This window comes from Natronococcus sp., from assembly GCF_047921035.1.
Classification (GTDB): domain Archaea; phylum Halobacteriota; class Halobacteria; order Halobacteriales; family Natrialbaceae; genus Natronococcus.
The window spans coordinates 16,102-38,761 of the sequence record NZ_JBLRWX010000023.1; the positions used below are offsets into that span (position 1 = coordinate 16,102).

A 22,660-nucleotide genomic window follows, 5' to 3' on the forward strand; every position below is an offset into this window, starting at 1 on the left:
GAGCGAGTCGGTCGAGGGCAGAAATATTCGCCCGACAGCGTGTAGCTACGCGAATCCATCGGGTGCGTTTCCAAATAGATAAGTGCCCGCGGCAACCATCGACCGACATATAAGCGGTCTTCAAACGAGGTGAACACAATCTTCAGCACAGCTATGATTCCCCTGCAGGCGCAAACGCGCGTCGATGTCTTCGAGCAAATTTTCCTGGTCTTTCTCGGACTCGGGACGCTCGTCGGCGTTATCGTCGTCGCCTACACCTTGTACAACGCGTACAAGTACCGCGACGGTAGCGCGAAGACATCCGACAAAGCGACACCGACTCTCGGGGAATTACCGACAGGAGGAGAGGGTGGAAAGAAACTGTTCCTATCGTTCGGTCTGAGCGCGATCATCGTCATCTCGCTCGTGATCTGGACGTACGGAATGCTGTTGTACGTCGAGGATCCGGGCGACGACATCCCACAGGAGGACGCCATCGAGGTCGACGTCGTGGGTGACGGGTTCGCGTGGTTCTTCGAGTACGAGAACGGTGCCACGAGCACGAACACGATGACGGTTCCGGAGGACACGCCGGTGTGGATCTCCGTCACCGGCGGTGACGTCTGGCACTCGTTCGGCATCTCAGACTTACGCGTGAAAGCCGACGCGATCCCCGGTGAGACCGACGAGACCTGGTTCATGGCCGAAGAGGCCGGCGACACTCACGAGATCGAGTGCTTCGAGCTCTGCGGTGACGGTCACACCCAGATGACCGGTACGGTCGACGTCGTCGAGGAAGAGGAGTTCGAGGAGTTCCTCGAAGAGGAAGCGCCGGACGAGGATGAGAACGGCGACGATGAGGAGAACGGCGCCGATGACGAGGAAAACGGCGCTGACGATGAAGAAAACGGCGCCGATGATGAAGAAAACGGTGACGACGAAGAGAACGGCGACGATGCCGATGAGGAGGAAGAAAACGGTGACGATGCCGACGACGGGGGTGACGACTGATGAGTGATCTGCCGCCGATGACGTCGGTCAAACGCTGGCTCGTCACGACCAACCACAAGGACGTCGGAATCCTCTACATCGCGACCGCCCTGTTCTTTCTGGTGCTGGGCGGTATCATGGCGCTGCTGTTCCGGCTCCACCTCTGGGAGAGCGGCGGTACGGGACTGCTGACGAACAACCAGTTCAACCAGGCGGTCTCGACCCACGGCTTGCTGATGGTGTTCTGGTTCCTCTCGCCGATCGCGTCCGGGTTCGCGAACTACCTGGTCCCGCTCCAGATCGGCGCGAAGGACCTCGCGTTCCCGCGCCTGAACGCCCTGAGCTACTGGTTCTACCTGTTCTCTGGAATCCTGTTCGGGATCTCGTTCTTCCAGGGCGGCTCGTTCGCCGGCGGCTGGACGATGTACGCCCCGCTGAACGTGCCGACGTATACGCCCGCACTCGAGGCGACGACTGGTGGCAACGCGACGATCCTCGGATTGATGCTGTTCGTCTTCTCGATCACGATCGGGACGGTCAACTTCCTCGTGACGATACACCGCTCGCGCGCGGAAGGACTCGGCCTGTGGAATATGCCGCTTTTCACGTGGTCGTGGCTGCTGACCGTCTGGATGATGCTGTTTGCCTTCGCGGCGCTGCTGGCCGCGCTGTTGTTGCTCTCTATCGACCGGCTGTTCCTGACCCAGTACTTCGCGACCGATCAGGGGTCGGGACTGCTCTGGGCACACCTGTTCTGGTTCTTCGGCCATCCGGAGGTGTACATCGTCTTCTTCCCCGCGCTGGGGATCATGTTCGAGACGTTCCAGACGTTCACGGGACGGCGACTCGTCGGCCGCAAGTGGGTCATCATCTCGATGGTCCTCGTCGCGGTCCAGTCGTTCCTCGTCTGGATGCACCACATGTTCCTGACGACCATCAACCTGGAGATCAAGACGCTGATGATGGCGACGACCATCGGGATCTCGTTACCGTTCGACCTGATGGTCTTCGCGCTGATCTACACGATGGTCAAGGGACGGGTCCGGTTTACCACGCCGTTCCTCTTTAGCCTCGGCGCGCTCGTCCTGTTCATCCTGGGCGGGATTACCGGGGTGTTCCTGGGTGCCGTCGTACTCGACTACGAGTTCCGGGGCACCTACTGGGTCGTCGCGCACTTCCACTACGTGATGGTCTCGGGCGTGACGGCGCTGATCGGCGGCCTCTACTACTGGTGGCCGAAGATCACCGGCAAGATGTACTCCGAGCCGCTGGGTAAGCTCAGCTTCGCGGTGTACTTCGTCGGCTTCAACCTGCTGTACTTCCCGATGTTCCTCGCCTGGGAGACGCCCCGACGCGTCTTCCACTTCGCCGAGGGCGTCGAAATCTACCACCAGGTCGCGACCGTTGGCGCGTTCGTCCTCGGCACAGGAGTGCTGCTCGTCTTCGCGACGCTCGCACACAGCCTCGCCGCCGGACCGCGAGCGCCCGAGAACCCATGGGAGTTCTCCCGCACTGCGGAGTGGGCGATCCCTTCGCCCCCACCGCTCGAGAACTGGGACGGTCGTCCCAGCTACGCCAGCGGCTCGCTCGAGTTCGTCGAGGACTCGAAGGCCGTCCCCGACGGCGGTGCGGCACACGGTCAGGGAGCGGTCGCCGAGGCCGACGCGACTCACGAGGAGGAACACGCCGACCACGCCAGCATCTGGCCGCTCGGCATCGGTGCCGGCGTGTTCACGTTCTTCCTGGGTCTGACTGGCCTGACGCCGTACATGGTCGAGTTCGCCGAGGGAACGGGCACTGCACCCGACGGGCTCACCGGAACGGGAGCCGAGCCGAACATCATGTACCCCGTGATTACGGCCCTCGGACTGGCGATCATGGCGTACACGCTGTTCAAGTTCGGCGTCGAACAGTTCGAGGCCCCCGAGATGAAGATTGCCGAGCGCTGGCCGTTCGGCGGCGTCGGTAACACGAAGTTCGGCGTCTGGGTGTTCCTCGCATCGGACGTCGTCGTCTTCGGTGCTGCGATCGGCGCGTTCATCTTCATGCGCCTCCACACCGGGTGGGGCGACTGGGAGACGATTCCGTTCGCCTCCTGGCCCGGCCTGCTGAACACCTACGTCCTGCTGACCTCGAGCTTCACGGTCATCCTCGCACTCGTGATGGCCGAACGCAAGAACAAGCAGGGGCTGCTCGCGACGCTCGGTGCGACCCTCGCGCTCGGGCTCACGTTTATGGGCGTAAAGGCCTACGAGTACGCCTACAAATTCAACATTGACGAATACTGGTGGACCAGCGTCGAGCACTCCATCTACTTCGTCACGACCGGGTTACACGCGCTGCACGTGATCCTGGGGCTGCTGATCGCCATCTTCATGATCTACCGCGTCTGGTCGATCGACGCCTACCTCGAGGACCACCGTCCGGTGGAGTTCTTCGGGCTCTACTGGCACTTCGTCGACATCGTCTGGGTCATCCTCTTCCCGCTGTTCTACCTGATGTAGCGGCTCTCCGCTACACCTCTCGAACCGGCTCGAACCCGACTCGTTTTTTAGACGCCGCGATGCCGTACCAGCTCTGCGGCTGGCGATCGCTTCGATTCGGCGGTCGCTCCCGCGGTTCGAGTCCACGCAGCGCCGGTCGCAGGCGGTCGCTCGAGGTGCCGACGGTGCTCGTAGAACGGGCCGATGCACATCCGAACGTCGCTCCGTTCGGTTCGCACTCCTCGTACCGGAAACGCGTCCTCACGGCCGGCGTCCGCGGGGCACCCCGCGGAGCGTCGGCCGTCCCGACACTCTCACCGGGCCCTCGAGCCCGTCTCCGCCCTGTCACTGTAGCCGTTCCGATGGGTGGGTCGTCGGCCTGTCGACGCGTCTCGTCGCTCTCGTGGCGATTCGCGGCGCCGGATCGGACGGTCACGGTCGCGTTCAACCCCCCTCGGACGCGGGCGGATCGACGAACGTGATCGCATCACTGCGTCCGTTTCGGGCCGTCATCGGCCGCATGAGGAAGGTATAAGTGTCCCACACACACATTGCTCACCAATGTCCGACGTTCGTACGTACACCCTCATCTACGTCGTACTGCTGGTGTTGGGTACCGGAAAGTTCGTGTTCTTTCAGTTCCCCGAAATATTCCCGGAGGCGGCTGCAATCGGCGGGACGATCATCCTGGCCGTTATCAAGGTCCTGCTGATCGCCGGCTACTACCAGCACCTGATCGAGGAGCCCCGCGCGATCACGTACATGATGGGGGTCGCCGTGTTCATGGTCTTCCTGCTGACCATCGCGGCAGGCTACTCGATCCAGTAACCGCTCTCCGGATTTCTCTTTCGAAGCTACGCTCGACCAGCGACCGCTACGACTCGTTTACGGGCTCTTCCCGGACCGCTCGAGCCACCGTGACGGATAGCCGACGGATCAAGTCAGATGCGACAGCTCGTCGACCCGCAACTCCGAGGCGTCACCCTCGAAGAACGGTCGAAGCGGGGCAGCGGAATCGACGGTGCCGCCGACGGGAAGGACGAACGGATCAGTCGGGCTCCGACCGATCTGATGCCGCGTCTCGGCGCCACGGGAGCCCCCGCCGAACGGAGTGCACGATTCCGAGAGGATCGACTCGAGTCCCTCGAGTGCGCGCTCGACGCGGGTGAACGGCCCGCTCGAGGCGCTGGCGACGCTCTTGTTTCCGAGCTATCGGCGGAGCGTTCCGGACGCAGGGCGTTCTCTCGTCGACTCGTTCGTCATCGTCGACAGGCGCTTCTCGCCCCCCTCAGCGGTTCCGGACTGTGTCTGAAAGCAGTGTGACCACGTCCGAGCGCTCTCTTGCGGTCCGTATCGGGCGTCGTCTCGAGCGAAAGGAAGAACGGACTCGTCTGCACGACTGGACGCGAGCCGTTACGGGATCGAAACCGCATCGGATCTCGAGCGAACGCGTACTACCCTCGAGCACGGCGTTCGCCAGCTTCTCCAGACTATCGCCCGTTCGGCATCGTATCGCGGCTTCGCTCGTCACACCAGGCTCGAGTCGAACCGTCGCTCACGGAGACACCTCTCGTTTTGGAAGGTTGGGTACTACGTGGGAACGACGGGAGCAATGTCGGAGAAAGTGGTTGAACGGTATATCGAAAAGACGGAACACGCGCCGGAGTGACGCGCTTCACCCCCGTCCACGGTGGGGCGGGGAACTCGCGCCGCGTTTTATTTAGAGACGGGAGAACACCTTGCGAGCTTCGACGGTCCGCAGACGGTACCGACACTCGCGACGTGGTGGCTGGTGCTCGAGACGCGTCTCCGCACCGAGGATTCGACCGCAGTTGTGAACGACGACAACCGGTCGAAGTAATCGGTCCAGTACTCACGACCCGTTATCTCCGATTTGACCCACTAAGACGTCCGAGTCAGTGACTAATCGGTCGAAAGAAAAACGAAAAGCGTTCGGACCGCACCGGCCCGACTACTCAGTCTTCGCGGCCGAACATCTGGCGCATCATCGGGTGCATCTCCATCATCTGCTCCTCGGCGATCTCCTCGTACAGCTTGTACGTAATGGAGACGGCGAGCAGCAGCCCCGTTCCGGTGACGGCGCCGATGGTCCCCAGCATGTTCGCCCAGACGGCGAGCAGGCCGACGAGCGCGCCGCCGATGACGGTCACCTGCGGGATGTACCGCTCCATGACCTTCTCGATGACGCCGACGTTCTGTCGGAACCCGGGGATCTGCATCCCGGAGTTCTGGATCTGTCGGGCCGTCGCGTCGGGACCCATGTTCGTCGTCTCGACCCAGAAGATGGCGAAGATCGCCCCGCCGACGACCATGAACGTCAGGTCGACGGAGATCCGAACCAGGACCATCCACGTCGCCTGGGCGACCTCGCCGGTCCACCACATCCAGTCTTCCGGCGAGTAGATCGGCGCGGTGTAGTAGAAGAACCCGCTGACGGGCTCTCCCTGCGCGTTGTACTGGCCCAGCACGGCGGGCATCCCATCCCAGGTACGGTCCAGGATCTGGCCCATGAACTGGATGTTGGCCTGCAGCGCCCGAACGAGGATCATCGGCAGGACGCTCGCGTAGATGAGCTTCACGGGGAAGCGACCGCGGGCGCCTTTCACGCGGGCGTGGCTGAGCGGGATCTCAACGCGCACGGACTCGGCGTAGACGACGATACCGAAGATCAGCAGCGTCGTCATGAGGGCGATGATCTGGCCCTCACCGAGCAACAGCGTGTTTAGCGTGTCCCCGGCGAGATCGACGTCGCCGAAGATAATCTGGTACCAGTCGTAGAAGAACCCGCCCTCGGTGGGCTGGATGAACCCGGTGACCAGCCGCTGGCTCACGCCGGCGATGATGAACAGGCCGATCCCGCTGCCGACGCCCCACTTGCTGACGACCTCGTCCATGTACAGGATGAGAACCCCGCCCATGAAGATCTGGAGGAACATCAGCACCTGGAGCTGCGTGCTGTCGAAGGTGAGCCCGCCGAGCGACAGCGACTGCTGGACCGGGAGGAAGCCGCCGGCGAACACCATCGGCAGCGCGGTCAGCGCTGTCATGACGATGACCAGAAGCTTCTGGAGCCCCTGGTAGAGCACCTGATCTCGCGGATCGTCGGTGTCGAGACCCAGGAGGTTCGCTCCGCCCAGTAGCTGCATCACGATGCTCGCCGTGACGATCGGACCGATACCGACCTGGAGCAACGACCCGTGTTCACCGGCGAGGATCGCACGGAACTCCCCGAAGAGGTCGGTCGCACCATCGGCCTGCATCCCAAGCAGGGCGATGTTCGTCAGGAAAAAGTACAACACGAGGATGCCGGCCGTCCACGCCAGCTTTCGCTTGAAGGGGACGTGCCCCTCCGGACGGCGGACCGTCGGCATCCGTGTCAGCACCGGTTCAGCGGCTTCCTTCCATCCCATGCGTTAGTCCTCGACCTGTTCTGAGTCGTCGTCGGCTTCGCCCTCGGCCTCAGCCTCGGCTTCGGCTTCCTCCTGGGCTCGCTCGGAGAGCACCGCCTTCCCGCCGGCGTCCTCGAGTTTCGCCTGGGCGGCCGCCGAGAAGGCGTCCGCCGTAACCTCGAGTGCGTTCCGGACCTGGCCGGAGCCAAGTACCTTCACGACGTCGACGTCGTGGCCGCTCTCGACGATGTCGCGCGCGTCGAGTCGGTAGCCGTCGTCGGTCTCCTCGGCCTCGCCCTCGGCGGCGTAGAGGACCGCGTCCTCGTCGAGCTTCTGAACGTCGATCTCGGCGACGTCGGCCTGAAGCTCGTCCGGCCGGTTGAAGCCGTGTTTGCCCTTCGGTTCGTAGTTGTGGAACTCGTGTTTGCTGCGGCCGGCGCGTCCGCGTCCGCCGCGATGGCCGGCTCCTCGGCGGTTCTTGTGGGAGCCGCCGCTGTGCGTCCGCGATCCGCGCTGGCGTCGTTTTTTACTCGTCATGGTTTATCGCATCGATTCTAACAGTTGATTAATCTCCTCGGTTGTATGTTTTCCGAGTTGGCCGCCCTCCGCGGTCGGCTTCTTGATCCCCTCGTGACCGCCACGCGGGGGGTGGAGACGCAGCGTCGGGGAGAGTCCCTCCTCGCGGAGCGTCGTCTCCTCGGCGAGCAGCGCCTCGGCGAGTGCACCGAAGTCGTCGTATGCGGTGTTCTCGGCGAGCCACTCCTCGTCGACGTCCGCCTGTCGTCCCTCGAGCGGCTCCGCTCGCTTTGCGAGCACGGTCTCGAGGACGTCCTGATCGGGTTCGCCGATCGCGACGTAGTCGTTGACCTTGGCGACCATCCCGTCGTACGTCTCCGTCTCGGGGACGAGCGCGCAGTGGTTGACGCTGTGGATGTTGAGCATCTCCAGGGTGTCCTGGATGTCGGTCTTGCGGTTGACCTCGCCGCGGACCTGCACGACGGCTCTCATTGGTCAGCCACCTCCGCTTCCTCCTGGCCTCGGGAGCTCGGGTGACGCGACTGGGAGGCGTTCTCGAGCGCGTTGAACGTCGCCTTCGCGAGGTTGACCGTCGTTCGCGTGTTGCCGTGGCTCTTGGTCCAGGCGTTCTCGATACCGGCCAGCTCGAGCACCGCGCGCACGGTGTCGCTGGCGGCCAGTCCCAGCCCCTCGGGGGCGGGGATCAGCTCGACCTCGACGGAGCCGGCCTTCCCGGTCGTCTGTCGGGTCAGCGAGTGGGGTCGGTCCGAGCGGTCCTCCCAGGAGCCCGAGCCGCGGGGGACCTGGATGATGTTCAGCTTCGCGATACCGATCGCCTTCTGGATGGCGGACCCGACCTGGTCGTCGCGGCCTTCCGCGTAGCCGACGTAGCCGTTGCGGTCGCCGACGGCGACCACACAGCGGAACTTCACGCGTCGTCCGGAGTCGGTCATCCGCTGGACCATGTTGATGTCCAGCACCTCGTCGTCCAGTCCGGGGAGGAGCTGGTCGACGATTTCGGGCTCCTTCAGCGGGAGTCCCGAGTTGAGGGCGTCCTCCATCGTGTCGATTTCGCCCTCCTGGACCATTCGGCCGAGACGGGTGACGGGTTCCCATCCACCGTCGTTGTAGTTGTTTCCACTCATTCGAGAATCGCCTCTCGTACCTCGTCGAAGTGTTCTGGTAGCTCTGTCGCGTCGAACTCGCCGCCGTACAGCGGCTCGTCTAGCTGCTCGGCGTACTCGGCGATGTGCTCGCCGCGGGTCCGCGACCAGTCCGCGAGCACGCTATCGTTGTGCGGGATCTCGAGGCCGGCGTCGATCGCCCCCTCCTGGACGGCGAACACCTTGTTGCCAGGCGTCGCCTTGTTGAGGCCGATGTCGAGGACGGCTTCCTCGAGGCCGGCGTCGACCGCGCGTTTGCCGGCCAGCAGGCCGGTCAGATAGGCCGCGGAAATGTTGCTCGTGGGTGCTTCCCAACCGTACTCCTCGAGATCGCTCGAATGTGCGCTCGCGAGCGTTTCGTCGCCCTGTGGGCCGGGAACGATCAGCTGCGCCGTAGTGTGCTTGTTGCTCTTCCGAGCAACGAGGCGGGGCTTGTCCGATTTCAGCAGGCGCAACCTCTGATGGTAGTCCGTCCGGACCTCACGGCGACGGCGCATCGGAACGTTGTATCGTGGTCCTGTCGCCATTACTGGTCACCGTAGTTTTCGTCGATGTAGTTCAACAGGTACCGGACGCTACGGAACTCGCCACCGCCAGCCTTCTTGTAGAGCTCGCGGTACTGCGTGGGCGTAATCTCGCCCTTGTCGCGGAGTTCACGCAGCTTCCGTCGCTGTGCACGAATCTTGTCCTGCCACTCGTCTTTCTGGCTCTGGCGGGCGCCCTTTTTGCCCTTGCGCTTGCCCTGGCCCTTGCGGTGGCCGTAGGCGCGTTTCGCGTTGCGCTCGCGGGCGCGGCCGCGGGAGTTGCCGCGGGCGTCTTTGGCCTGAATACGGCCGTCCTCGACGAGTTCACGGATCTCGTCGCGGGTGATCGCCTCGGCGATGTCTCCCTGGGCGTCCGGGTCGATCCAGACGCGGTTCTTGCCGACGTCCAAGACGTCGGCCGCCAGTCGCTTCTGTGCGGAGAGATCAGTCATTGGATTCCACCTCGACTTCCTCGTAGGTCGGGTTCAGGACGCGCACGCCCTGCTCCTCGGCCTGCTCCTCGATCCGTTCGCGCTTGCGCGCGCCGACCGAGGAGGAGATGCGGACCGCCTCCGTGTCGCCGTCGACACCCTCGAGGTCGTCCGTGTTCTCGACGTAGACCTCGTCGAATCCGCTCGGGTGTTTGCCACGAACCGATTCGGGGGTTCGGTAGCCGGCCTGGACTTTCGGGCCCTTGCCCTTGATGCCGCGGCGCTGCTTCGAGAGCTGGCCGCGGGGGCGACGCCAGGATTCGGGCGTCCGCTTTTTCTTGTGGTAGTCCTGTCGATTGAACTGCGGCTTCCCCTCCTGTTTGCGTCGGGTGAGCAGGCGCTGCTCGTCCTCGGAGAGCTCGGGCGTCTTCTCGGTCAGCCCGCGGGGCTGCAGTTCGGTCTCGACGTCCTCGTCCGGTTCGTCTTCCTCTTCGACGCCCTCGTCTTCGATCTCGGCCTCGGTCTCCTCGGTTACCTCGAGGTCGCCGACGTCGGCTTTGATGCGGGCGGCGAGTGCGTTTCCGACGCCGTCGGCCTCGGCCAGGTCCTCCTGGTCGGCCTCCTTGACGTCGTCGATCGTCTCGAAGCCGGCGTCGCGAAGCGCGTCGGCCTTGCTGGCGCCGACGCCGCTGATGTCCTCGAGATCCTGCGGACCCTCTTCGGCTTCGGCTTCGGCCGTGGCGTCCTCGGTCTCTGGTTCGTCGTCAGCCATCTATCAGGCACCTCCTTTCGCGGGTTTCTCGGTGATGTAGACCCCGTCCTGGAAGACGCGGGTGTCCTTGCCGCTGACTCGCGTCAGCTGCTCGATGTCAGCCGCCGTCTGGCCGACGTCCTCCTTGTTCGGACCGGAGAGGACGAGCCGTTCGTCGTCGACGGAGACGTCGGTCTCACCGTGGATAGTCGTGCGTCGCGGTGCCTTCTCGCCGAGGAAGTTCTCGATGACGACGTCGTCGCCGTCCACGCGGACCTGCATCGGGAAGTGAGAGTAGAAGACTTCCATCTTGTACTCCCACCCCTCGGTCACGCCGTGGAAGGCGTTTTTCAGATGACTCTCGAAAGTGCCGACGGTCGCGTTCGTCTTCGCGTCCTCGGCGTCGCTTTCGATGACCACCTGGTCGTCTTCGGCTTCGACGGTCACGTCGGGGTACCAGAGACGCCGGGTCACGGCGCCCTCGGGTCCGTCGACGGTCACGTCGAGATGATCGACCTCGACAGATACGTTTTCGGGGATTTCCAGTTCGACTCGCATGATTAGTAGACGTATGCGATCACCTGGCCGCCGATCCCCTGCTCGCGCGCCTCGTAGTGGCTCATGACGCCACTGCTCGTCGTGACGACGAGCGCGCCGAAGTCTCGAGCCGGGAGGTATCGCTTCTCCCACTTCTCGAAGTCGTCGGCACCGGCTGCGTAGCGGGGCTTGACGGGGCCACACTCGTTGATCGCTCCTTTCAGTTCGACCTCGAACTGACCGGCCTTACCGTCGTCGACGAACTCGAAGCCGTCGATGTACCCGCGGTCGTAGAAGACCTCGAGCACGCTGCCGATCTCGTTCGAAGCGGGCGTTACCTCGTGGCTCAGTTTCCCGACGCTCTCGGCGTTGTCGATCCCCGAGAGCGCGTTGCTGAGTGGGTCGTTTCCGGTCATGTTATCGGTACTTCCTGAATCCCATGTCGCGGGCGATCTCTCGGAAACACTGCCGGCAGAGGTTGATGTCGTACTTGCCGACGAGTCCCTGTTTGCGGCCACAGCGCTGGCACTCCTCGATCTGGCCGGTGCGCTTTGCCGCGTGCTCGCCCGTCTGGTCGTTTTCTACGTCGCTTTCACTCATCCGTGGACTCCTCTACGTTGACGTCGAAGTTCGCCTCGAGGAACCGAATCGCGTCCTCGGGGGTGAGTCGGTGCTTCGACGGGATCGATCGGGTCACCTTGTCGCGCTTGGCGATGCGGTAGCCCGGGCGGACGAGGTTGACGGTGACGTCCATCCCGTAGATCCCGACGTTCGGGTCGTACTCCTGGCTCGGGAACTCGGTGTGTTCCTCGACGCCGAAGCTGAAGTTGCCCGTGTCGTCGAACTGGTTCTCCGCCAGCGTCGCCAGCGGCAGGGCGGTCTCGAGGAACTCGGCCGCCTCCTCGCCGCGGAGGGTGACCTTCGTGCCGATCGGGTCGCCCTGTCGGATGCCGAAGTCGGGCTCGGTCTTCTTCGCCTGGGTGCGGACGCTCTGCTGGCCCGTCACCTCCTCGATGATGTCCTCGGCCTTGCCGAGTTCGCGGCCACCGCGACCGACGCCCATGTGGACGACGACCTTCTCGACGCGGGGCTCGCGCATCTCGTGGAACTCGCCTTCGGCTTCGCTACTCATCGTCATCACCGTCCTCGCCCGTGAAGTTCTCGTCGATCACGACGACGTACTCCTCGACGGTCTCGAACTCGCCGTCGTCCGTGTCGACGGTGACGATGTTCGAACCGCTGCCGGGGGTGACGTCGATCTCGGTGACCTCGCCGATCTTGCCGCCGTGGTTGCCGCGGACGGCCGTGACGAGTGCACCCTCCTCGTAGGGGAAGTGCGCGACGATCGACTTGTCGTCGTTGTCGACGACGATCGAGTCGTTCGTGCTGTACTCGCTCTCCTCGGCGAGGATGTTCGTGCCGTCGTGCAGCGTCAGCTGGGTGTCGCCACCCGGGACCTGGCGCTTGCCCTCGATCTTGCCGAGGCGACTGTCGGCCGCGTCGGCGTCGATCTCGGTCAGTGCGAGTCGGCCGCCCTCGTCGGGGAAGACCCGGTAGTACTCCTCGCGGCCGGGGAACGCGACGATGTCGAACATGCCGATCGGGCGCTGTTCGTCGTTGATCGGTTCCCCGTTGACGAGGATCGAGTCCTGCGAGAGGGCGTATCGGGCTTCCTTCTTCGAGTCGACGTAGCCGAGCACGTCCCGAAGCAGGACGACGAGCGGAACGCCGTCCTCGCCGTGCGGGCCGGCGTCGGCCTTGACCGTGAAGACGTCCGTCTTTCGCTCGACTGGCCAGGACTTCGGAACGGACAGTCGTTTCTGATGTTTCGTCATTCGCTATCACCTTCGTCTTCGTCTTCGTCCGTGTCGCCTTCGAGGCGCGCCTCTCGACGCTCGTCCTCGAGGTTCAGCTCCGTGACCCGGACGTTCGAGGGGTCGAGGGGTCGGGGTACTTCCTCGCCGTCGGCCGTCTCGATGGTCACGTCCTCGACGTGGATGGTGCCGTCCTCGAGGATCGCGCGCAGGACCTCGCCAGTCTCGCCGGCGTGGTCGCCGCGCATGACCTCGACGGTGTCGCCCGCGTTGACACGGGTCCGTCGCGTGTCGTACTCCTCGCGGAGGTCATCCGAGAGCGTCGCGTGGAGCTGCTTCTGTCGCTTGTGCAGCGGTGCACGCTCCGTCTGGATTCGCTGTTTGTGTGGTTGCTTGCTCATACTCAGACGATCATCGTTGCGGTCGAGGCGATCGCGCCGAAGCGTTCGGCGACTTCGCGAGCGATCGGGCCCTTGATCTCCGTCCCGCGGGGCTCTTCGTTCTCGTCGATGATGACCGCCGCGTTGTCCTCGAACTTCACGCGCGTCCCGTCGGGCCGGCGGATCGACTTCCGCTGGCGGACGATGACGGCCTCGAGGACCTGACGGCGCATCTCCGGGGTACCCTTCGTGACCGAGACGGTCACCTTGTCACCCAGACCCGCCTTCGGCTGGCGGTTCTTGGTGCCCTGGTAGCCCGAGACGCTGATGACCTTCAGCTCCCGCGCGCCGGTGTTGTCGGCGCACGTAACCAGCGACCCCTTCTTGAGTCCCTGGGTGACGTCGGCTTTCATCGCCTCCATCACTGATCACCCTCGACGGCTTCCTCTTCGGCACCCTCGGTGACGTCGCCGGTCGAAAGCTCACGGTCAGGCTCGGCCTGACGGGTCAGCTCGGCGATGTCCTCCGCGGTTGCCTCCTCGGTTACTTCGACGACCACGTGCGATTTCGTCTTCGACAGTGGTCGGGTCTCTGCGATCTTGACCGTGTCACCGACCGAGAGCGGCTCGAGCACGCCCGGTACGTGGGCCGGGATGCGCGAGCGACGCTTCATCTGGCGGTCGTACTTCGGAACCGCCACGTCGTACTCTCGTTCGACGACCACGGTCTTGTCCATGTCCGTCGAGATGACGGTCCCCTCGAGGATCTGACCTCGAACGGAGAGCTCGCCGTAGAACGGACACTTCTCGTAGTCGTATTCCTCCGGGTTTTCCGGTTCCGGAGGGGTTTCAACGTCTAATCCTATTGCCATGGTGAGTCACCATTCGTTTCCGTGCGTCGGGCGGGTTGTGAGAGCAGTCGCGAGCCATCGACCGTAACGTAGGCCACGTCCTCGCCAGCGCCGTCCGCCGAAGTGGATTGCTCCATCGCAGCGGGTTGAGTGTCGGCCAGTTTGGACGCGGTCCCCGACGCCTTCGCGGCGTCGGCGGCGTCATCTGTGATCGCGAACTCGAACGTCGAGCCCGACTTCGGCACCATAACGACCCGAGACGCGCCGTCGTCACGAACCTCTATCGAGAGGGTGTTCGTCGTCTCGATGACGACCCGTCCCTCGAGACCGACCCGCGAGGCGTCGTCGCTCTCGACGACGCGGACGGGCAGGCCGTTGAGTTCGTGTCGGGGCAGCGTTTCGGGTGTCAGTGCCATTGTCGTTATTCTTCGTCTTCGTCTTCGAAGTCGCCTTCCTCGCGCTGGATCGTCTTGATCCGGGCGATGGTGCGACTCAGCTCGCCGATGCGACCCGGATTCTCCGGGGCACCACCGGCGGCGAGGACGGACTTCTGGTTGAGCAGCTCGGTCTCGAGCTCCTCGAGTTCGTCCTCTCGTTCGGCGGCGGTCATGTCACGGACTTCTTCGACGTGGAGGATCGCCATCAGGCGTCACCTCCCTCGTCTTCGTCCTCGTCTGCTCGCGGCTCGTCGCCGCTCGCGTCTTCCGAGGCGCCTTGCGCCTCGCTGTCCATCTCGGCCATCAGCTCCTCTGCCTCGGCCTCGACGTCCTCCTCGAGCTCGTCGAGATCCTCTTCGATCGGAGATTCGTCGGGGATGTCGACATCCTCGTCCTCGCCGGCGTCGACCTCTTCCTCGATGACCTCCTCGATGTCCTCCGCTTCGGGCTCGGGTTCGACGGCGTCCTCGGCGGGAGCTTCGGCGCCTTCCTCGGCGGCCTCGGCCGCCTCGGGTTCGCCCTCGAGCAGCTCCTCGACGCCCTCGGCCTCGTTGGCTTCGACGGCGTCGGGGACGACCTCTTCGGGGTCCATCTCGTCGTGGACCTGGAAGTCGTCGGGGAGTTCGGCTCCCGGCGGGATGATCTTGACGTCGACGCCGATCGTGCCGAGTTTCATGACCGCGACGCCCTGGCCGTGGTCGACGACCTCTTCGGCGGGCTGGCCGTTGTGCTTGATGTAGCCGCGGTTGAACTTCTCGACGCGGGAACGCGCTCCGGTGACCTTCCCGGAGAGGACGATCTCGGCGCCGAGTGCGCCGGAGTCCATGATCCGATCGATCGTCGTGTGACCGGCCTTCCGGAAGTACCAGCCACGCTCTAAGGCGTTGGCCAGTCGGTCCGCGACGATCCGCGCGTTGAGGTCGGGTTCGTCGACCTCCTGAACGTCGATCTGGGGGTCCTCGAGGTTGAACTTCTCCTCGAGGGCCGTCGTGACCTTCCGGATGTTCTCGCCGCCCTTGCCGATGACCATCCCCGGCTTCTCGGCCTTGAGAACGATCTGGGTGCCCATCGGCGTCTTGGCGACGTCCATACCGCCGTAGCCTGCGCGGCCGAGCTCTTCTTCGAAGAACTCGTCGATCTGGGACCGCTGCAGGCCGTTTTCGATGAACTGGTGTTCGTCAGCCATTAGTTCTCATCCTCCTCGTTCTCGTCGACTTCCTCGACGACGATCTCGACGTCGACCTCCGGCGTGTTCCAGGCGGTCGCACGCCCCATCGCGCGGGGCTTGCGGCCGACGGACTCGCCGACCTTGTGGGCGGCGACGTGGACGATCTCCATCGACGCGCCGTCGAAGCCCTGGTGGTCGGCGTTGGACTCGACGTTCTCGAGCAGATCGAGGAACTCCCCGGAGACCTTCTCGGGGTACTTGCCGGCGTCCCAGCCCTCGACGTCCGAGCGGTGACCCGCGCCGGAGTTGTGGGACTTGAACGGTACCGACTGCTCCTCGTCGATTACGTCCTGGAGGTACGCCCTGGCGTCCGCGACGGTGCGGCCCTTGATCTCGCGGGCGACCTCCTTGCTGTGCTTGTGGCTCATGTGACGCTCCCGGAGCATCGCTTTCGCGGTCGTGTCCGGATCCGCGTCGACTGAGTAGTTGATTCCCATACGGTGATCACTTCAGTGGGACGAACTTCGAGGATCGAGTCGCGCCGATCCCGGCCTGTCCGTGTTCGACGGACGTGCGGGTCAGCTGGAACTCGCCGAGATAGTGTCCGATCATCTCGGGTTCGACGCGAACGCGCTCGAAAGACTGGCCGTTGTACACGGCGAAGGTCAGTCCGACGAACTCCGGCAGCACCGGCATGTCGCGCAGGTGCGTTCGGATCGGCGCGTTGGCGGTCTCTTCCTCGCCTTTCTCGCGGGCCTTCTCGAGCAGCTTCTCCTGCTCGACGGAGAGTCCGCGCTTGATACTTCGCCGCTTGCGTGCGGGCAGCAGTTCCACGACCTCGTCGAGCTCCATCTCCTGCAGCTCCTCGAGCGTGTGACCGCGGTAGGTGAACTCACCTTCGCGGCCGGTTCTGTACTCCTGACTCATTTGTTCCCACCTCGGCCGGTACGGCGCGAGGAGATGTCACCGACCTTCCGTCCCGGCGGGGCGTCCCGCGAGACGGACTTCGGTTTGCCGGGGTGCTGTCGGCCACCGCCACCGAACGGGTGGTCGATCGCGTTCATTGCAACACCGCGGACGCGGGGCCACTTGGTACCCCGGGCTTTCATCTTGTGATACTTGTTTCCGGCTTTGACCATCGGCTTCTCCGTGCGTCCGCCGCCGGCGACGACGCCGACGGTGGCACGGCACTGCGGATCGAGGCGCTTGACCTCGCCGCTTGGAAGCTGGATGACCGCAGCGTTGCGGTCGTGGGTGATCAGGTCCGCGTTGACGCCCGACGCGCGGGCGAATCGACCGCCGTCGCCGGGGTTGGCCTCGATGTTACAGACCGGAACGCCTTCCGGGATCTCGGCCAGCGGCATCGTGTTGCCGGGCTTGATCTCTGCACTGACGCCGACCTGGATCTCCTCGCCGACGGTGATCCCTTCCGGAGCCAGCACGAGGCGCTGGTCGCCGTCCTCGAACTCGATGGCGGCGACGGGCGCCGAGCGTGCGGGGTCGTGTTCGATGTCCACGACGGTCCCGCGGATCACGTCGTCGTCTTCCTCTTTCTTGTGGTCGAGCTTCGCCTTGTATCGGTGCGACGGGGCGCGGAACGTCGGAGTCCCGCGGCCGCGTCGTTGTCCCTGAATGCGTCGTCCCATCGTTAGAACACCCCGATACGCGAGGCGACTTCCTGGGCGTCGTCGTCCTCGGACAGTTTGACGGTTGCTTTCTTCTTCCCCTTCATCGTCATCTGCGTGTTGACGCTATCGACCGAGACCTCGAAGCGTCGCTCGACTTCCTCCCGAATCTCGGGTTTGGTGGCGTCGGGGTTGGCGACGAACTGGAGCTTGTTCTCGAAGTCCATGTCGTTCATCGCCTTCTCCGTCACGAGCGGGTGTTCGATCGCTCCGCTCATCGGTCGGCCACCTCCTCGAGCGCGCTTTCGGTCCAGACGGTCAGTCGTCCGGGCTGGGCGCCCGGCGCGAGATCCTCCGCGTTGACCTCCGCGGCCGTCGTGACGTCCGCGCCGGCGAGGTTTCGGGCCGCACGGGACGGGCCCGACTCGCTCGAGGTCACGAAGAGGATCGATTTGGGCTGTTTGTACTTGCGTCCGCGGGTCTTCCCGCGACCCGAGCGCACGCTGCGACCCTCGTCGGCTCGCTCGACGTCGTCGGCGAGGCCGGCGGCCTCGAGGAACTCGACGACCTCTTTCGTCTTCTGGAGGTCCTCGAACTCGTCGCTGACGACGATCGGCGCCTCGAGGTCCGCGTCGAACTCGTGGCCGCGCTCGGCGACGAGTTCGGCGTCGGTCGTCGCGGCGATGGCGCTGCGGACGGCCAGCTTCTTCTCTTTCGTGTTGATCGATTCGGTCCAGTCCTTCTCGGCTTTCGGCGGGTGGGCCTTGCGTCCCGAAACCGTCTGGGGGACGCGTCGACCGCGTCCGTTCTGTCGGGGGACGTGGGCCATCCCGCGGCCGCTACCGAACGATTCGGCCGGCGTTCGCATGCCGGCGAACTCGTCGGCGCCGTAGTCCTGTTTTCGGTTGGCCTGGGCGGCGCGAACGGCACGGGCGATCAGGTCCGGGCGGTACTGGGTCTCGAAGACCGCCGGGAGCTCGATCGTGTCCGCGTCCGAGCCGTCCAGGTTGCGTACTGTTGCGTCCATGTGTTATCCCTGGTTGGATGCGGTGGAGACGAACCGGACCTCGGGATCGAGGCGCGGCTGGTCTCCGGGTCGGATCGCCGGGCGGAAGCGCACGAGACGCTTGTCCGGCCCGGGGAGCGAGCCCTTGATCAACGCGTGGGGTCCGTCGACCTCGCCGTAGTTGACGAAGCCGCCGTCGACCGTCGCGTCGGCGCCGTCGCCGATGTCGACGAGGCGCTTGTTCAGTTCCGTCCGCTGGTGGTAGCCGGTCTGCCCCTGCTGGGGGACCGTCGAGCGGACGCGGGAGGGGTTCCAGGGGCCGAGGTTGCCGATGCGACGGCGCCAGCCCTGCCGGGCGTGTTTGCCCTTGCGTTTCTGGACGCCCCATCGCTTGACGGGACCCTGGGTCCCTTTCCCCTTCGTGACGCCGCTCGCGTCGACGTACTCGCCGGCACGGAACGTGTCGTTCATGACGTGTTCCCCGCCGTCGGCGATCAGCTCGAGCGCGAAGTCGACGCGCTCGTCGATCGAGCCGCCGCCGACGCGCGTCTCCATCACGTCCGGTTTCTTCTTCGGTACCGATGGTACCGCCGAAGGCACCGTGTGCGTGATGACGCGAACGTCGTCGACGCGGCCGTCCTCGAGCAGCTCTCGAAGCTCGTCTTCGGCCGCGTCGGCGTCGTAGTCGTCACCGGGCAGGTCCAGGACGCGATCGAGTTCGGGAACGAACTCGTCGGTCCAGACCTCGGTGATCGGTTTCTTTCCGTACGGTGTGTCCTCGTACGCACGCAGGGCGACCGCGCGCATCGGCGGCGTCTCCACGATCGTGACGGGGACGGTCTCCTCCATCCCCTCGGTCGGCGAGTTCGCTTCGTCGTCGACCATCACGACGTGGGTCATGCCGGCCTTGTAGCCCGCGAAACCCTGGAGCGTCGGCTGTCCGTCGTCGTCCGGCCACGAGTTGAAGCGCGGAACCTCCGAGGAGGCGCGCTGTCGTGGGCCGAACCCGAGTGAGCCTTTGCGTGGTGAATTTGGTTGTGGCATTCTATCACTCTCTGAGAGAGAGGGGAGCGAGCGTGGCGAACAGAGCCTCTTCCGTTCGCACGACGTCGCTTCCCTGGTCCGGAACCGTATTCAGCCAGAGGTCGAACCCCGGATCGATGGGTTCGACTCCGTCACCGTCGGCGCCGTCCCGGCTGGACAGCGCGTCGACGGCCTCCTCGTCCATTCCGAGGATGTCCGGCAGCCCTCTCTCGGGTGCCCCGAACGCGACGGTCATCCCGTCGCGCTCGCGGCGTCCGGCCAGCGTCCCCAGCCGCCCGACGGTGAGTTCTGCACCGAATCGGGAGGCTGCGATGCGGACGCCGGCGTCCTCACGGCCGAGCGCTGCCTGGAGGTCCGTCCGCTCGACTTCGATCCCCGGGAGGGGCTCGTCCTCGAGTTTCGCCCGGACCGGTCGTCGCGAAGAGATCCTGACAGTCACGCGCTCCCCCTCCTCGAGCTCCATACCGGGAGGCACGTTGAGGGAGATCGGGTGTTGCAAGCCGCAATTGACCCGCACGCGTTGATCAGGTCCGACCTCGGTCACGATTCCTTGTCTTGACGACCCCGAATCGTCCGATTCGGAGCCGGTCTGTGACACGGCGCGGAGCGGGGGCAGGATGCCCACGTACTCGAGTTCGTCGCGCATCCCCCATGCCTCGTTTCGGAGGTAGGGGGGCGTCGTCGCGTACCGCAACACGGTATCGACGAACTCGCCGCCGAATCGCCCGCGTTCGCCCTCCCGATCGGGGAAGACGACGAGCCGATCCGCCCGGAACACGGTCGCCGCGCGGGCGACGTATCCGAGCTTGCGAGTTGCCTCGCGTTTGTCCTCGGCTTCGCGGGTGAGCGACGACGGCACGAGCACGCTGACGGTCATGCCCACGCTTCGGCGCCGCGTCACTAGACTGTAGCGATGTCTTGCCGACAAAGTCTTAAAAGGGTAGCGGATTCGATTCCGGCTGTGAACGGCTCACAGGTGGGAATTCGACACATACGGGTCCCCGAGCCACACTGTCACGGGTACTAACGCGTTTCCCCCGCGAACGCACGCTCGAGGTCGCGGGACGACGGTCGGTACGGAGCGGCGAGCGATCGGCGTTTGGTACGACTGGACGGGACACACACCGTCCGATTCGCAATCCTTATACAGTTACCAGAGATAGATGAGAGTGCAACAGGGCGCTGGTAGTGTAGTGGTATCACGTGACCTTGCCATGGTCACAACCTGGGTTCAAATCCCAGCCAGCGCATTGCTGTCGCGAACAAACCCGTGAGCGACAGCAATCGGACCTGGGATTTGAAGCAGAGAGTGGAGCGAAGCGGAACGACCGTGGTTCAAATCCCAGCCAGCGCACTTCTACGGCGAACAACTTCGACGAGCACCGTGTAGCGTGTGCTCGTCACCCGTGAGCCGTGAGGTCGCCCGGGATTTGAACGAGAGAAGTCGCAGCGCCGAGCAAAGCGAGGCGACCGTCTTCGCGTGGTTCAAATCCCAGCCAGCGCACGATACCAACGAGCAACTCGAGTGACCAGAGTCGCTCGAGTCACCTCGAGCAACCTGGTGCAGTCATTCGGATCACTGCCGTCCACCAGGCCGGAGCCAGGGGAGGATCCGGACTCGAGTCGAGCGATTCGTAACCCTTATCAATTCACTCGAGAGACGTAAACCTGCAGCAGGGCGCTGGTAGTGTAGTGGTATCACGTGACCTTGCCATGGTCACAACCTGGGTTCAAATCCCAGCCAGCGCATTTCTCCGAACATTTGAAGCAGAGAGTGGAGCGAAGCGGAACGACCGTGGTTCAAATCCCAGCAAGCGCGCGTCTTCCAGGAAGGTTTCGAGGCCCTCGAGACTGTTCCCTCGAGGACCCCTCGTTTCCACGACCGAGTCCTCCCGTTCCGAGTCCCTGGAAACCGTTGTCCTCGAGTTGAACGGCTCGACGGCGAGTTGCCAACCGCCGATTGGAACAAGTAACTCGAGATGGATCACGTTCGCGCTCGGCGCCGGCGTGAAACCACTGGCGGGTTTTAAGTCGATTCGTGGCGGCTTCGGAGTCGGGATGACCGGACCAGACGACGAGCGAACGAGAGAGTTGGGTGTCGAGTTCGGACCGCTCGCTCGAGAACTCGAGACGCATCAGTATCCGGCGACGAGCGATGAACTGGTCGAGCGCTACGGCGACGCCGTACTTGGGCTCCCGAACGGCGAGCAGACGCTACGCGAGCTGTTCGAGTTGGTTCCCGACGAACGACTCGAGTCGGCCGCCGATGCGCGGGTCGCGATCTTCAACACCGTCGGGGAGGGTGCGATCGGACGGAAGGGGTACAGCGACCGGACGCCGCCGGCGCTGGGCGAGCGCGAGGAGTGGCCCCACGAGTCGTTCTGACCCGGAGTCGGGCGATGCGAGTGCGGTCGGTGAGCGTGTCCGATCACGGCGTATCGGCGTCGCCCGTCGAAGCGATCAACGCCCGCGACTGTCGGTTCCGAGAAGCGTTTCCGACTGCGAGTAGCTTTTATACTCCGGGACGATACCCACCAGCGAACGGCCGAACGAACAGGTTCCCATGCAAACCGAGTCCACATCAAGAGACGAGAGCGACGAACTCCGGGACGAACAGGGCGACGACCGCTACGTCTTCCACTACGACGACGACGACACGGCGACGCTGACCGCAACGATCGTCCACGCGCTCGCGTCGATCGCGGACACGGACGTCTCACAGGGGGAGTTCTCGCTGTACGACAGCATCGACCCCGACGCCCTCGATCGGATCTTCCGGCCGAAGGCCGACGGCACCGAGCGAACCGGCGGCCACATCGCCTTCACGGCCCTCGAGCACGAGGTGTACGTCTACGCCGACGGCGAGATCGTCATCTATCCGCCCGCCGAAACCCGTCGGCCGGGGCCGCACCGATAGCCGTCCCGAGTTCGTCGGCTGTTTTTTCGAGCGAAAGGCCCTGTCGGGCGTCGACTGCAGGGATCGGATTTACGGACCGCAGTACGGACAGTGTCGAGTATGACAGTCGTGGCACTACTCAGCGTCGCACCGGTAACCGAAGAGAGCATGGCCGATGAGGTCGCGAAGGCCGTCGAGGCCCTCGAGGAGTACGACGTCGGCTACGAGACGAACCCGATGGGGACGGTGATCGAGGCCGACTCGACCGACGAACTGTTCGCGGCCGCCCAGGCGGCCCACGAGGCCGTCGACGGCGACCGGGTGAGCACCGTGTTGAAGATCGACGACAAGCGAACCCGCGACACCGCCGCCTCGGAGAAAGTCGAGGCCGTCGAGGAGGCGCTCGGTCGTCCGGCCTCGAGCGACCGATAGGACGGTCAGGTCGGGACGACCATCGCCGGGCGGTCCGTCTCGAGCAACACCGACTGGGCGACGCTCCCGAACACCGCCTTGCCGACGGGCGACCGACGGCGCGCGCCGAGGACGAGCAGGTCCGCGTCGAAGCGCTCGGCGGCGTGGAGTGGGACAGCTGCTGTCTGGGAATTCGCCTGATGGTGCGCAATTTCGTCACTAACCGCGAGGGCAACAAGAGCAAC

Annotated in this window: 33 protein-coding genes and 2 tRNA genes; 9 read left to right on the top strand and 26 right to left on the bottom strand. The window is 64.5% G+C overall.

Annotated features, from left to right (window positions below):
• Positions 1-153: 153 nt before the first annotated feature.
• The 4 genes from coxB to ACNA7R_RS06870 all read left to right on the top strand — a co-directional run bounded on the left by coxB (position 154) and on the right by ACNA7R_RS06870 (position 5,121).
• Positions 154-990, top strand: a complete 837-nt coding sequence (coxB, locus tag ACNA7R_RS06855) for a cytochrome c oxidase subunit II (RefSeq protein ID WP_416282821.1) — start codon at positions 154-156, stop codon at positions 988-990.
• Positions 990-3,473 carry a cbb3-type cytochrome c oxidase subunit I gene (locus tag ACNA7R_RS06860; protein ID WP_416282822.1) on the top strand — a complete coding sequence of 828 codons (2,484 nt, stop codon included), beginning with the start codon at positions 990-992 and terminating at the stop codon, positions 3,471-3,473. The genes coxB and ACNA7R_RS06860 overlap by 1 nt, the downstream gene beginning before the upstream one ends.
• A gap of 540 nt (positions 3,474-4,013) precedes the next feature.
• On the top strand, positions 4,014-4,280 hold the full coding sequence (locus tag ACNA7R_RS06865; protein ID WP_416282823.1) for a cytochrome C oxidase subunit IV family protein: 267 nt from the start codon (positions 4,014-4,016) through the stop codon (positions 4,278-4,280).
• A gap of 592 nt (positions 4,281-4,872) precedes the next feature.
• Positions 4,873-5,121: a transposase gene (locus ACNA7R_RS06870; RefSeq protein WP_416282851.1), complete on the top strand. Its 249-nt coding sequence runs from the start codon at positions 4,873-4,875 to the stop codon at positions 5,119-5,121.
• A gap of 307 nt (positions 5,122-5,428) precedes the next feature.
• On the opposite strand, the gene secY is transcribed toward ACNA7R_RS06870, so the two are convergent.
• The 25 genes from secY to ACNA7R_RS06995 are packed head-to-tail and all read right to left on the bottom strand — an operon-like array spanning position 5,429 to position 19,985.
• Entirely contained in the window at positions 5,429-6,883 is a 1,455-nt protein-coding gene (secY, locus tag ACNA7R_RS06875) for a preprotein translocase subunit SecY (protein ID WP_416282824.1), read from the bottom strand.
• A 3-nt stretch (positions 6,884-6,886) separates the two neighbouring features.
• A complete protein-coding gene (locus tag ACNA7R_RS06880; RefSeq protein WP_416282825.1) occupies positions 6,887-7,399 on the bottom strand; it encodes an uL15m family ribosomal protein in 513 nt (170 codons plus the stop codon).
• A gap of 3 nt (positions 7,400-7,402) precedes the next feature.
• The gene (gene rpmD, locus ACNA7R_RS06885) at positions 7,403-7,870 is read right to left on the bottom strand and encodes a 50S ribosomal protein L30 (protein WP_416282826.1); all 468 of its coding nucleotides are present in this window, start codon (positions 7,868-7,870) and stop codon (positions 7,403-7,405) included.
• Positions 7,867-8,523: a 30S ribosomal protein S5 gene (locus ACNA7R_RS06890; RefSeq protein ID WP_416282828.1), complete on the bottom strand. Its 657-nt coding sequence runs from the start codon at positions 8,521-8,523 to the stop codon at positions 7,867-7,869. Before ACNA7R_RS06890 ends, rpmD begins: the two co-directional genes overlap by 4 nt.
• Positions 8,520-9,068 carry a 50S ribosomal protein L18 gene (locus ACNA7R_RS06895; RefSeq protein WP_005559238.1) on the bottom strand — a complete coding sequence of 183 codons (549 nt, stop codon included), beginning with the start codon at positions 9,066-9,068 and terminating at the stop codon, positions 8,520-8,522. The genes ACNA7R_RS06890 and ACNA7R_RS06895 overlap by 4 nt, the downstream gene beginning before the upstream one ends.
• Positions 9,068-9,517: a 50S ribosomal protein L19e gene (locus tag ACNA7R_RS06900; RefSeq protein WP_416282829.1), complete on the bottom strand. Its 450-nt coding sequence runs from the start codon at positions 9,515-9,517 to the stop codon at positions 9,068-9,070. Before ACNA7R_RS06900 ends, ACNA7R_RS06895 begins: the two co-directional genes overlap by 1 nt.
• On the bottom strand, positions 9,510-10,268 hold the full coding sequence (locus ACNA7R_RS06905) for a 50S ribosomal protein L32e (RefSeq protein ID WP_416282830.1): 759 nt from the start codon (positions 10,266-10,268) through the stop codon (positions 9,510-9,512). The genes ACNA7R_RS06900 and ACNA7R_RS06905 overlap by 8 nt, the downstream gene beginning before the upstream one ends.
• A gap of 3 nt (positions 10,269-10,271) precedes the next feature.
• Positions 10,272-10,805: a 50S ribosomal protein L6 gene (locus tag ACNA7R_RS06910; RefSeq protein ID WP_416282831.1), complete on the bottom strand. Its 534-nt coding sequence runs from the start codon at positions 10,803-10,805 to the stop codon at positions 10,272-10,274.
• Between the two features lie 2 nt (positions 10,806-10,807).
• Entirely contained in the window at positions 10,808-11,200 is a 393-nt protein-coding gene (locus tag ACNA7R_RS06915; RefSeq protein ID WP_416282832.1) for a 30S ribosomal protein S8, read from the bottom strand.
• Position 11,201: 1 nt separating this feature from the next.
• On the bottom strand, positions 11,202-11,384 hold the full coding sequence (locus tag ACNA7R_RS06920; protein WP_005559248.1) for a 30S ribosomal protein S14: 183 nt from the start codon (positions 11,382-11,384) through the stop codon (positions 11,202-11,204).
• Complete coding sequence (locus ACNA7R_RS06925) at positions 11,377-11,916, bottom strand: 50S ribosomal protein L5 (protein ID WP_416282833.1); 540 nt, start codon at positions 11,914-11,916, stop codon at positions 11,377-11,379. The genes ACNA7R_RS06920 and ACNA7R_RS06925 overlap by 8 nt, the downstream gene beginning before the upstream one ends.
• Positions 11,909-12,619 carry a 30S ribosomal protein S4e gene (locus ACNA7R_RS06930; RefSeq protein WP_416282834.1) on the bottom strand — a complete coding sequence of 237 codons (711 nt, stop codon included), beginning with the start codon at positions 12,617-12,619 and terminating at the stop codon, positions 11,909-11,911. The genes ACNA7R_RS06925 and ACNA7R_RS06930 overlap by 8 nt, the downstream gene beginning before the upstream one ends.
• Positions 12,616-12,999: a 50S ribosomal protein L24 gene (rplX, locus tag ACNA7R_RS06935; RefSeq protein ID WP_416282835.1), complete on the bottom strand. Its 384-nt coding sequence runs from the start codon at positions 12,997-12,999 to the stop codon at positions 12,616-12,618. The genes ACNA7R_RS06930 and rplX overlap by 4 nt, the downstream gene beginning before the upstream one ends.
• 2 nt (positions 13,000-13,001) lie before the next feature.
• The gene (locus ACNA7R_RS06940; protein ID WP_005559258.1) at positions 13,002-13,400 is read right to left on the bottom strand and encodes a 50S ribosomal protein L14; all 399 of its coding nucleotides are present in this window, start codon (positions 13,398-13,400) and stop codon (positions 13,002-13,004) included.
• Positions 13,400-13,849: a 30S ribosomal protein S17 gene (locus tag ACNA7R_RS06945; RefSeq protein ID WP_167937094.1), complete on the bottom strand. Its 450-nt coding sequence runs from the start codon at positions 13,847-13,849 to the stop codon at positions 13,400-13,402. Before ACNA7R_RS06945 ends, ACNA7R_RS06940 begins: the two co-directional genes overlap by 1 nt.
• Entirely contained in the window at positions 13,840-14,244 is a 405-nt protein-coding gene (locus tag ACNA7R_RS06950) for a ribonuclease P protein component 1 (protein ID WP_416282836.1), read from the bottom strand. The genes ACNA7R_RS06945 and ACNA7R_RS06950 overlap by 10 nt, the downstream gene beginning before the upstream one ends.
• Positions 14,245-14,249: 5 nt before the next feature.
• Positions 14,250-14,471, bottom strand: a complete 222-nt coding sequence (gene rpmC, locus ACNA7R_RS06955; protein WP_416282837.1) for a 50S ribosomal protein L29 — start codon at positions 14,469-14,471, stop codon at positions 14,250-14,252.
• Complete coding sequence (locus tag ACNA7R_RS06960) at positions 14,471-15,451, bottom strand: 30S ribosomal protein S3 (protein ID WP_416282838.1); 981 nt, start codon at positions 15,449-15,451, stop codon at positions 14,471-14,473. Before ACNA7R_RS06960 ends, rpmC begins: the two co-directional genes overlap by 1 nt.
• Complete coding sequence (locus ACNA7R_RS06965) at positions 15,451-15,930, bottom strand: 50S ribosomal protein L22 (protein WP_416282839.1); 480 nt, start codon at positions 15,928-15,930, stop codon at positions 15,451-15,453. The genes ACNA7R_RS06960 and ACNA7R_RS06965 overlap by 1 nt, the downstream gene beginning before the upstream one ends.
• Before the next feature lie 7 nt (positions 15,931-15,937).
• Positions 15,938-16,360: a 30S ribosomal protein S19 gene (locus ACNA7R_RS06970; protein WP_416282840.1), complete on the bottom strand. Its 423-nt coding sequence runs from the start codon at positions 16,358-16,360 to the stop codon at positions 15,938-15,940.
• Positions 16,357-17,079, bottom strand: a complete 723-nt coding sequence (locus ACNA7R_RS06975) for a 50S ribosomal protein L2 (protein WP_416282841.1) — start codon at positions 17,077-17,079, stop codon at positions 16,357-16,359. Before ACNA7R_RS06975 ends, ACNA7R_RS06970 begins: the two co-directional genes overlap by 4 nt.
• Before the next feature lie 2 nt (positions 17,080-17,081).
• Positions 17,082-17,336, bottom strand: a complete 255-nt coding sequence (locus ACNA7R_RS06980) for a 50S ribosomal protein L23 (RefSeq protein WP_416282842.1) — start codon at positions 17,334-17,336, stop codon at positions 17,082-17,084.
• Complete coding sequence (gene rpl4p, locus ACNA7R_RS06985; protein WP_416282844.1) at positions 17,333-18,085, bottom strand: 50S ribosomal protein L4; 753 nt, start codon at positions 18,083-18,085, stop codon at positions 17,333-17,335. Before rpl4p ends, ACNA7R_RS06980 begins: the two co-directional genes overlap by 4 nt.
• Positions 18,086-18,088: 3 nt before the next feature.
• Positions 18,089-19,108, bottom strand: coding sequence for a 50S ribosomal protein L3 (locus ACNA7R_RS06990; protein ID WP_416282845.1), 1,020 nt, complete (start codon positions 19,106-19,108; stop codon positions 18,089-18,091).
• Between the two features lie 4 nt (positions 19,109-19,112).
• Positions 19,113-19,985: a putative RNA uridine N3 methyltransferase gene (locus tag ACNA7R_RS06995; RefSeq protein ID WP_416282846.1), complete on the bottom strand. Its 873-nt coding sequence runs from the start codon at positions 19,983-19,985 to the stop codon at positions 19,113-19,115.
• Positions 19,986-20,287: 302 nt separating this feature from the next.
• Between ACNA7R_RS06995 and ACNA7R_RS07000 the strand changes: the two genes are divergently transcribed.
• The 5 genes from ACNA7R_RS07000 (at position 20,288) to ACNA7R_RS07020 (ending at position 22,436) form a co-directional block, all read left to right on the top strand.
• Positions 20,288-20,358: transfer RNA gene (locus tag ACNA7R_RS07000), tRNA-Gly, on the top strand.
• A 428-nt stretch (positions 20,359-20,786) separates the two neighbouring features.
• Positions 20,787-20,857: transfer RNA gene (locus ACNA7R_RS07005), tRNA-Gly, on the top strand.
• A 309-nt stretch (positions 20,858-21,166) separates the two neighbouring features.
• On the top strand, positions 21,167-21,493 hold the full coding sequence (locus ACNA7R_RS07010; protein WP_416282847.1) for a hypothetical protein: 327 nt from the start codon (positions 21,167-21,169) through the stop codon (positions 21,491-21,493).
• Positions 21,494-21,671: 178 nt separating this feature from the next.
• Positions 21,672-22,025, top strand: a complete 354-nt coding sequence (locus ACNA7R_RS07015; RefSeq protein ID WP_416282848.1) for a HalOD1 output domain-containing protein — start codon at positions 21,672-21,674, stop codon at positions 22,023-22,025.
• Between the two features lie 99 nt (positions 22,026-22,124).
• Positions 22,125-22,436, top strand: a complete 312-nt coding sequence (locus ACNA7R_RS07020) for an MTH1187 family thiamine-binding protein (protein ID WP_416282849.1) — start codon at positions 22,125-22,127, stop codon at positions 22,434-22,436.
• 5 nt (positions 22,437-22,441) lie between these two features.
• On the opposite strand, the gene ACNA7R_RS07025 is transcribed toward ACNA7R_RS07020, so the two are convergent.
• On the bottom strand, positions 22,442-22,660 hold a 219-nt coding region (locus tag ACNA7R_RS07025), incomplete at its 5' end, for a universal stress protein (protein WP_416282850.1).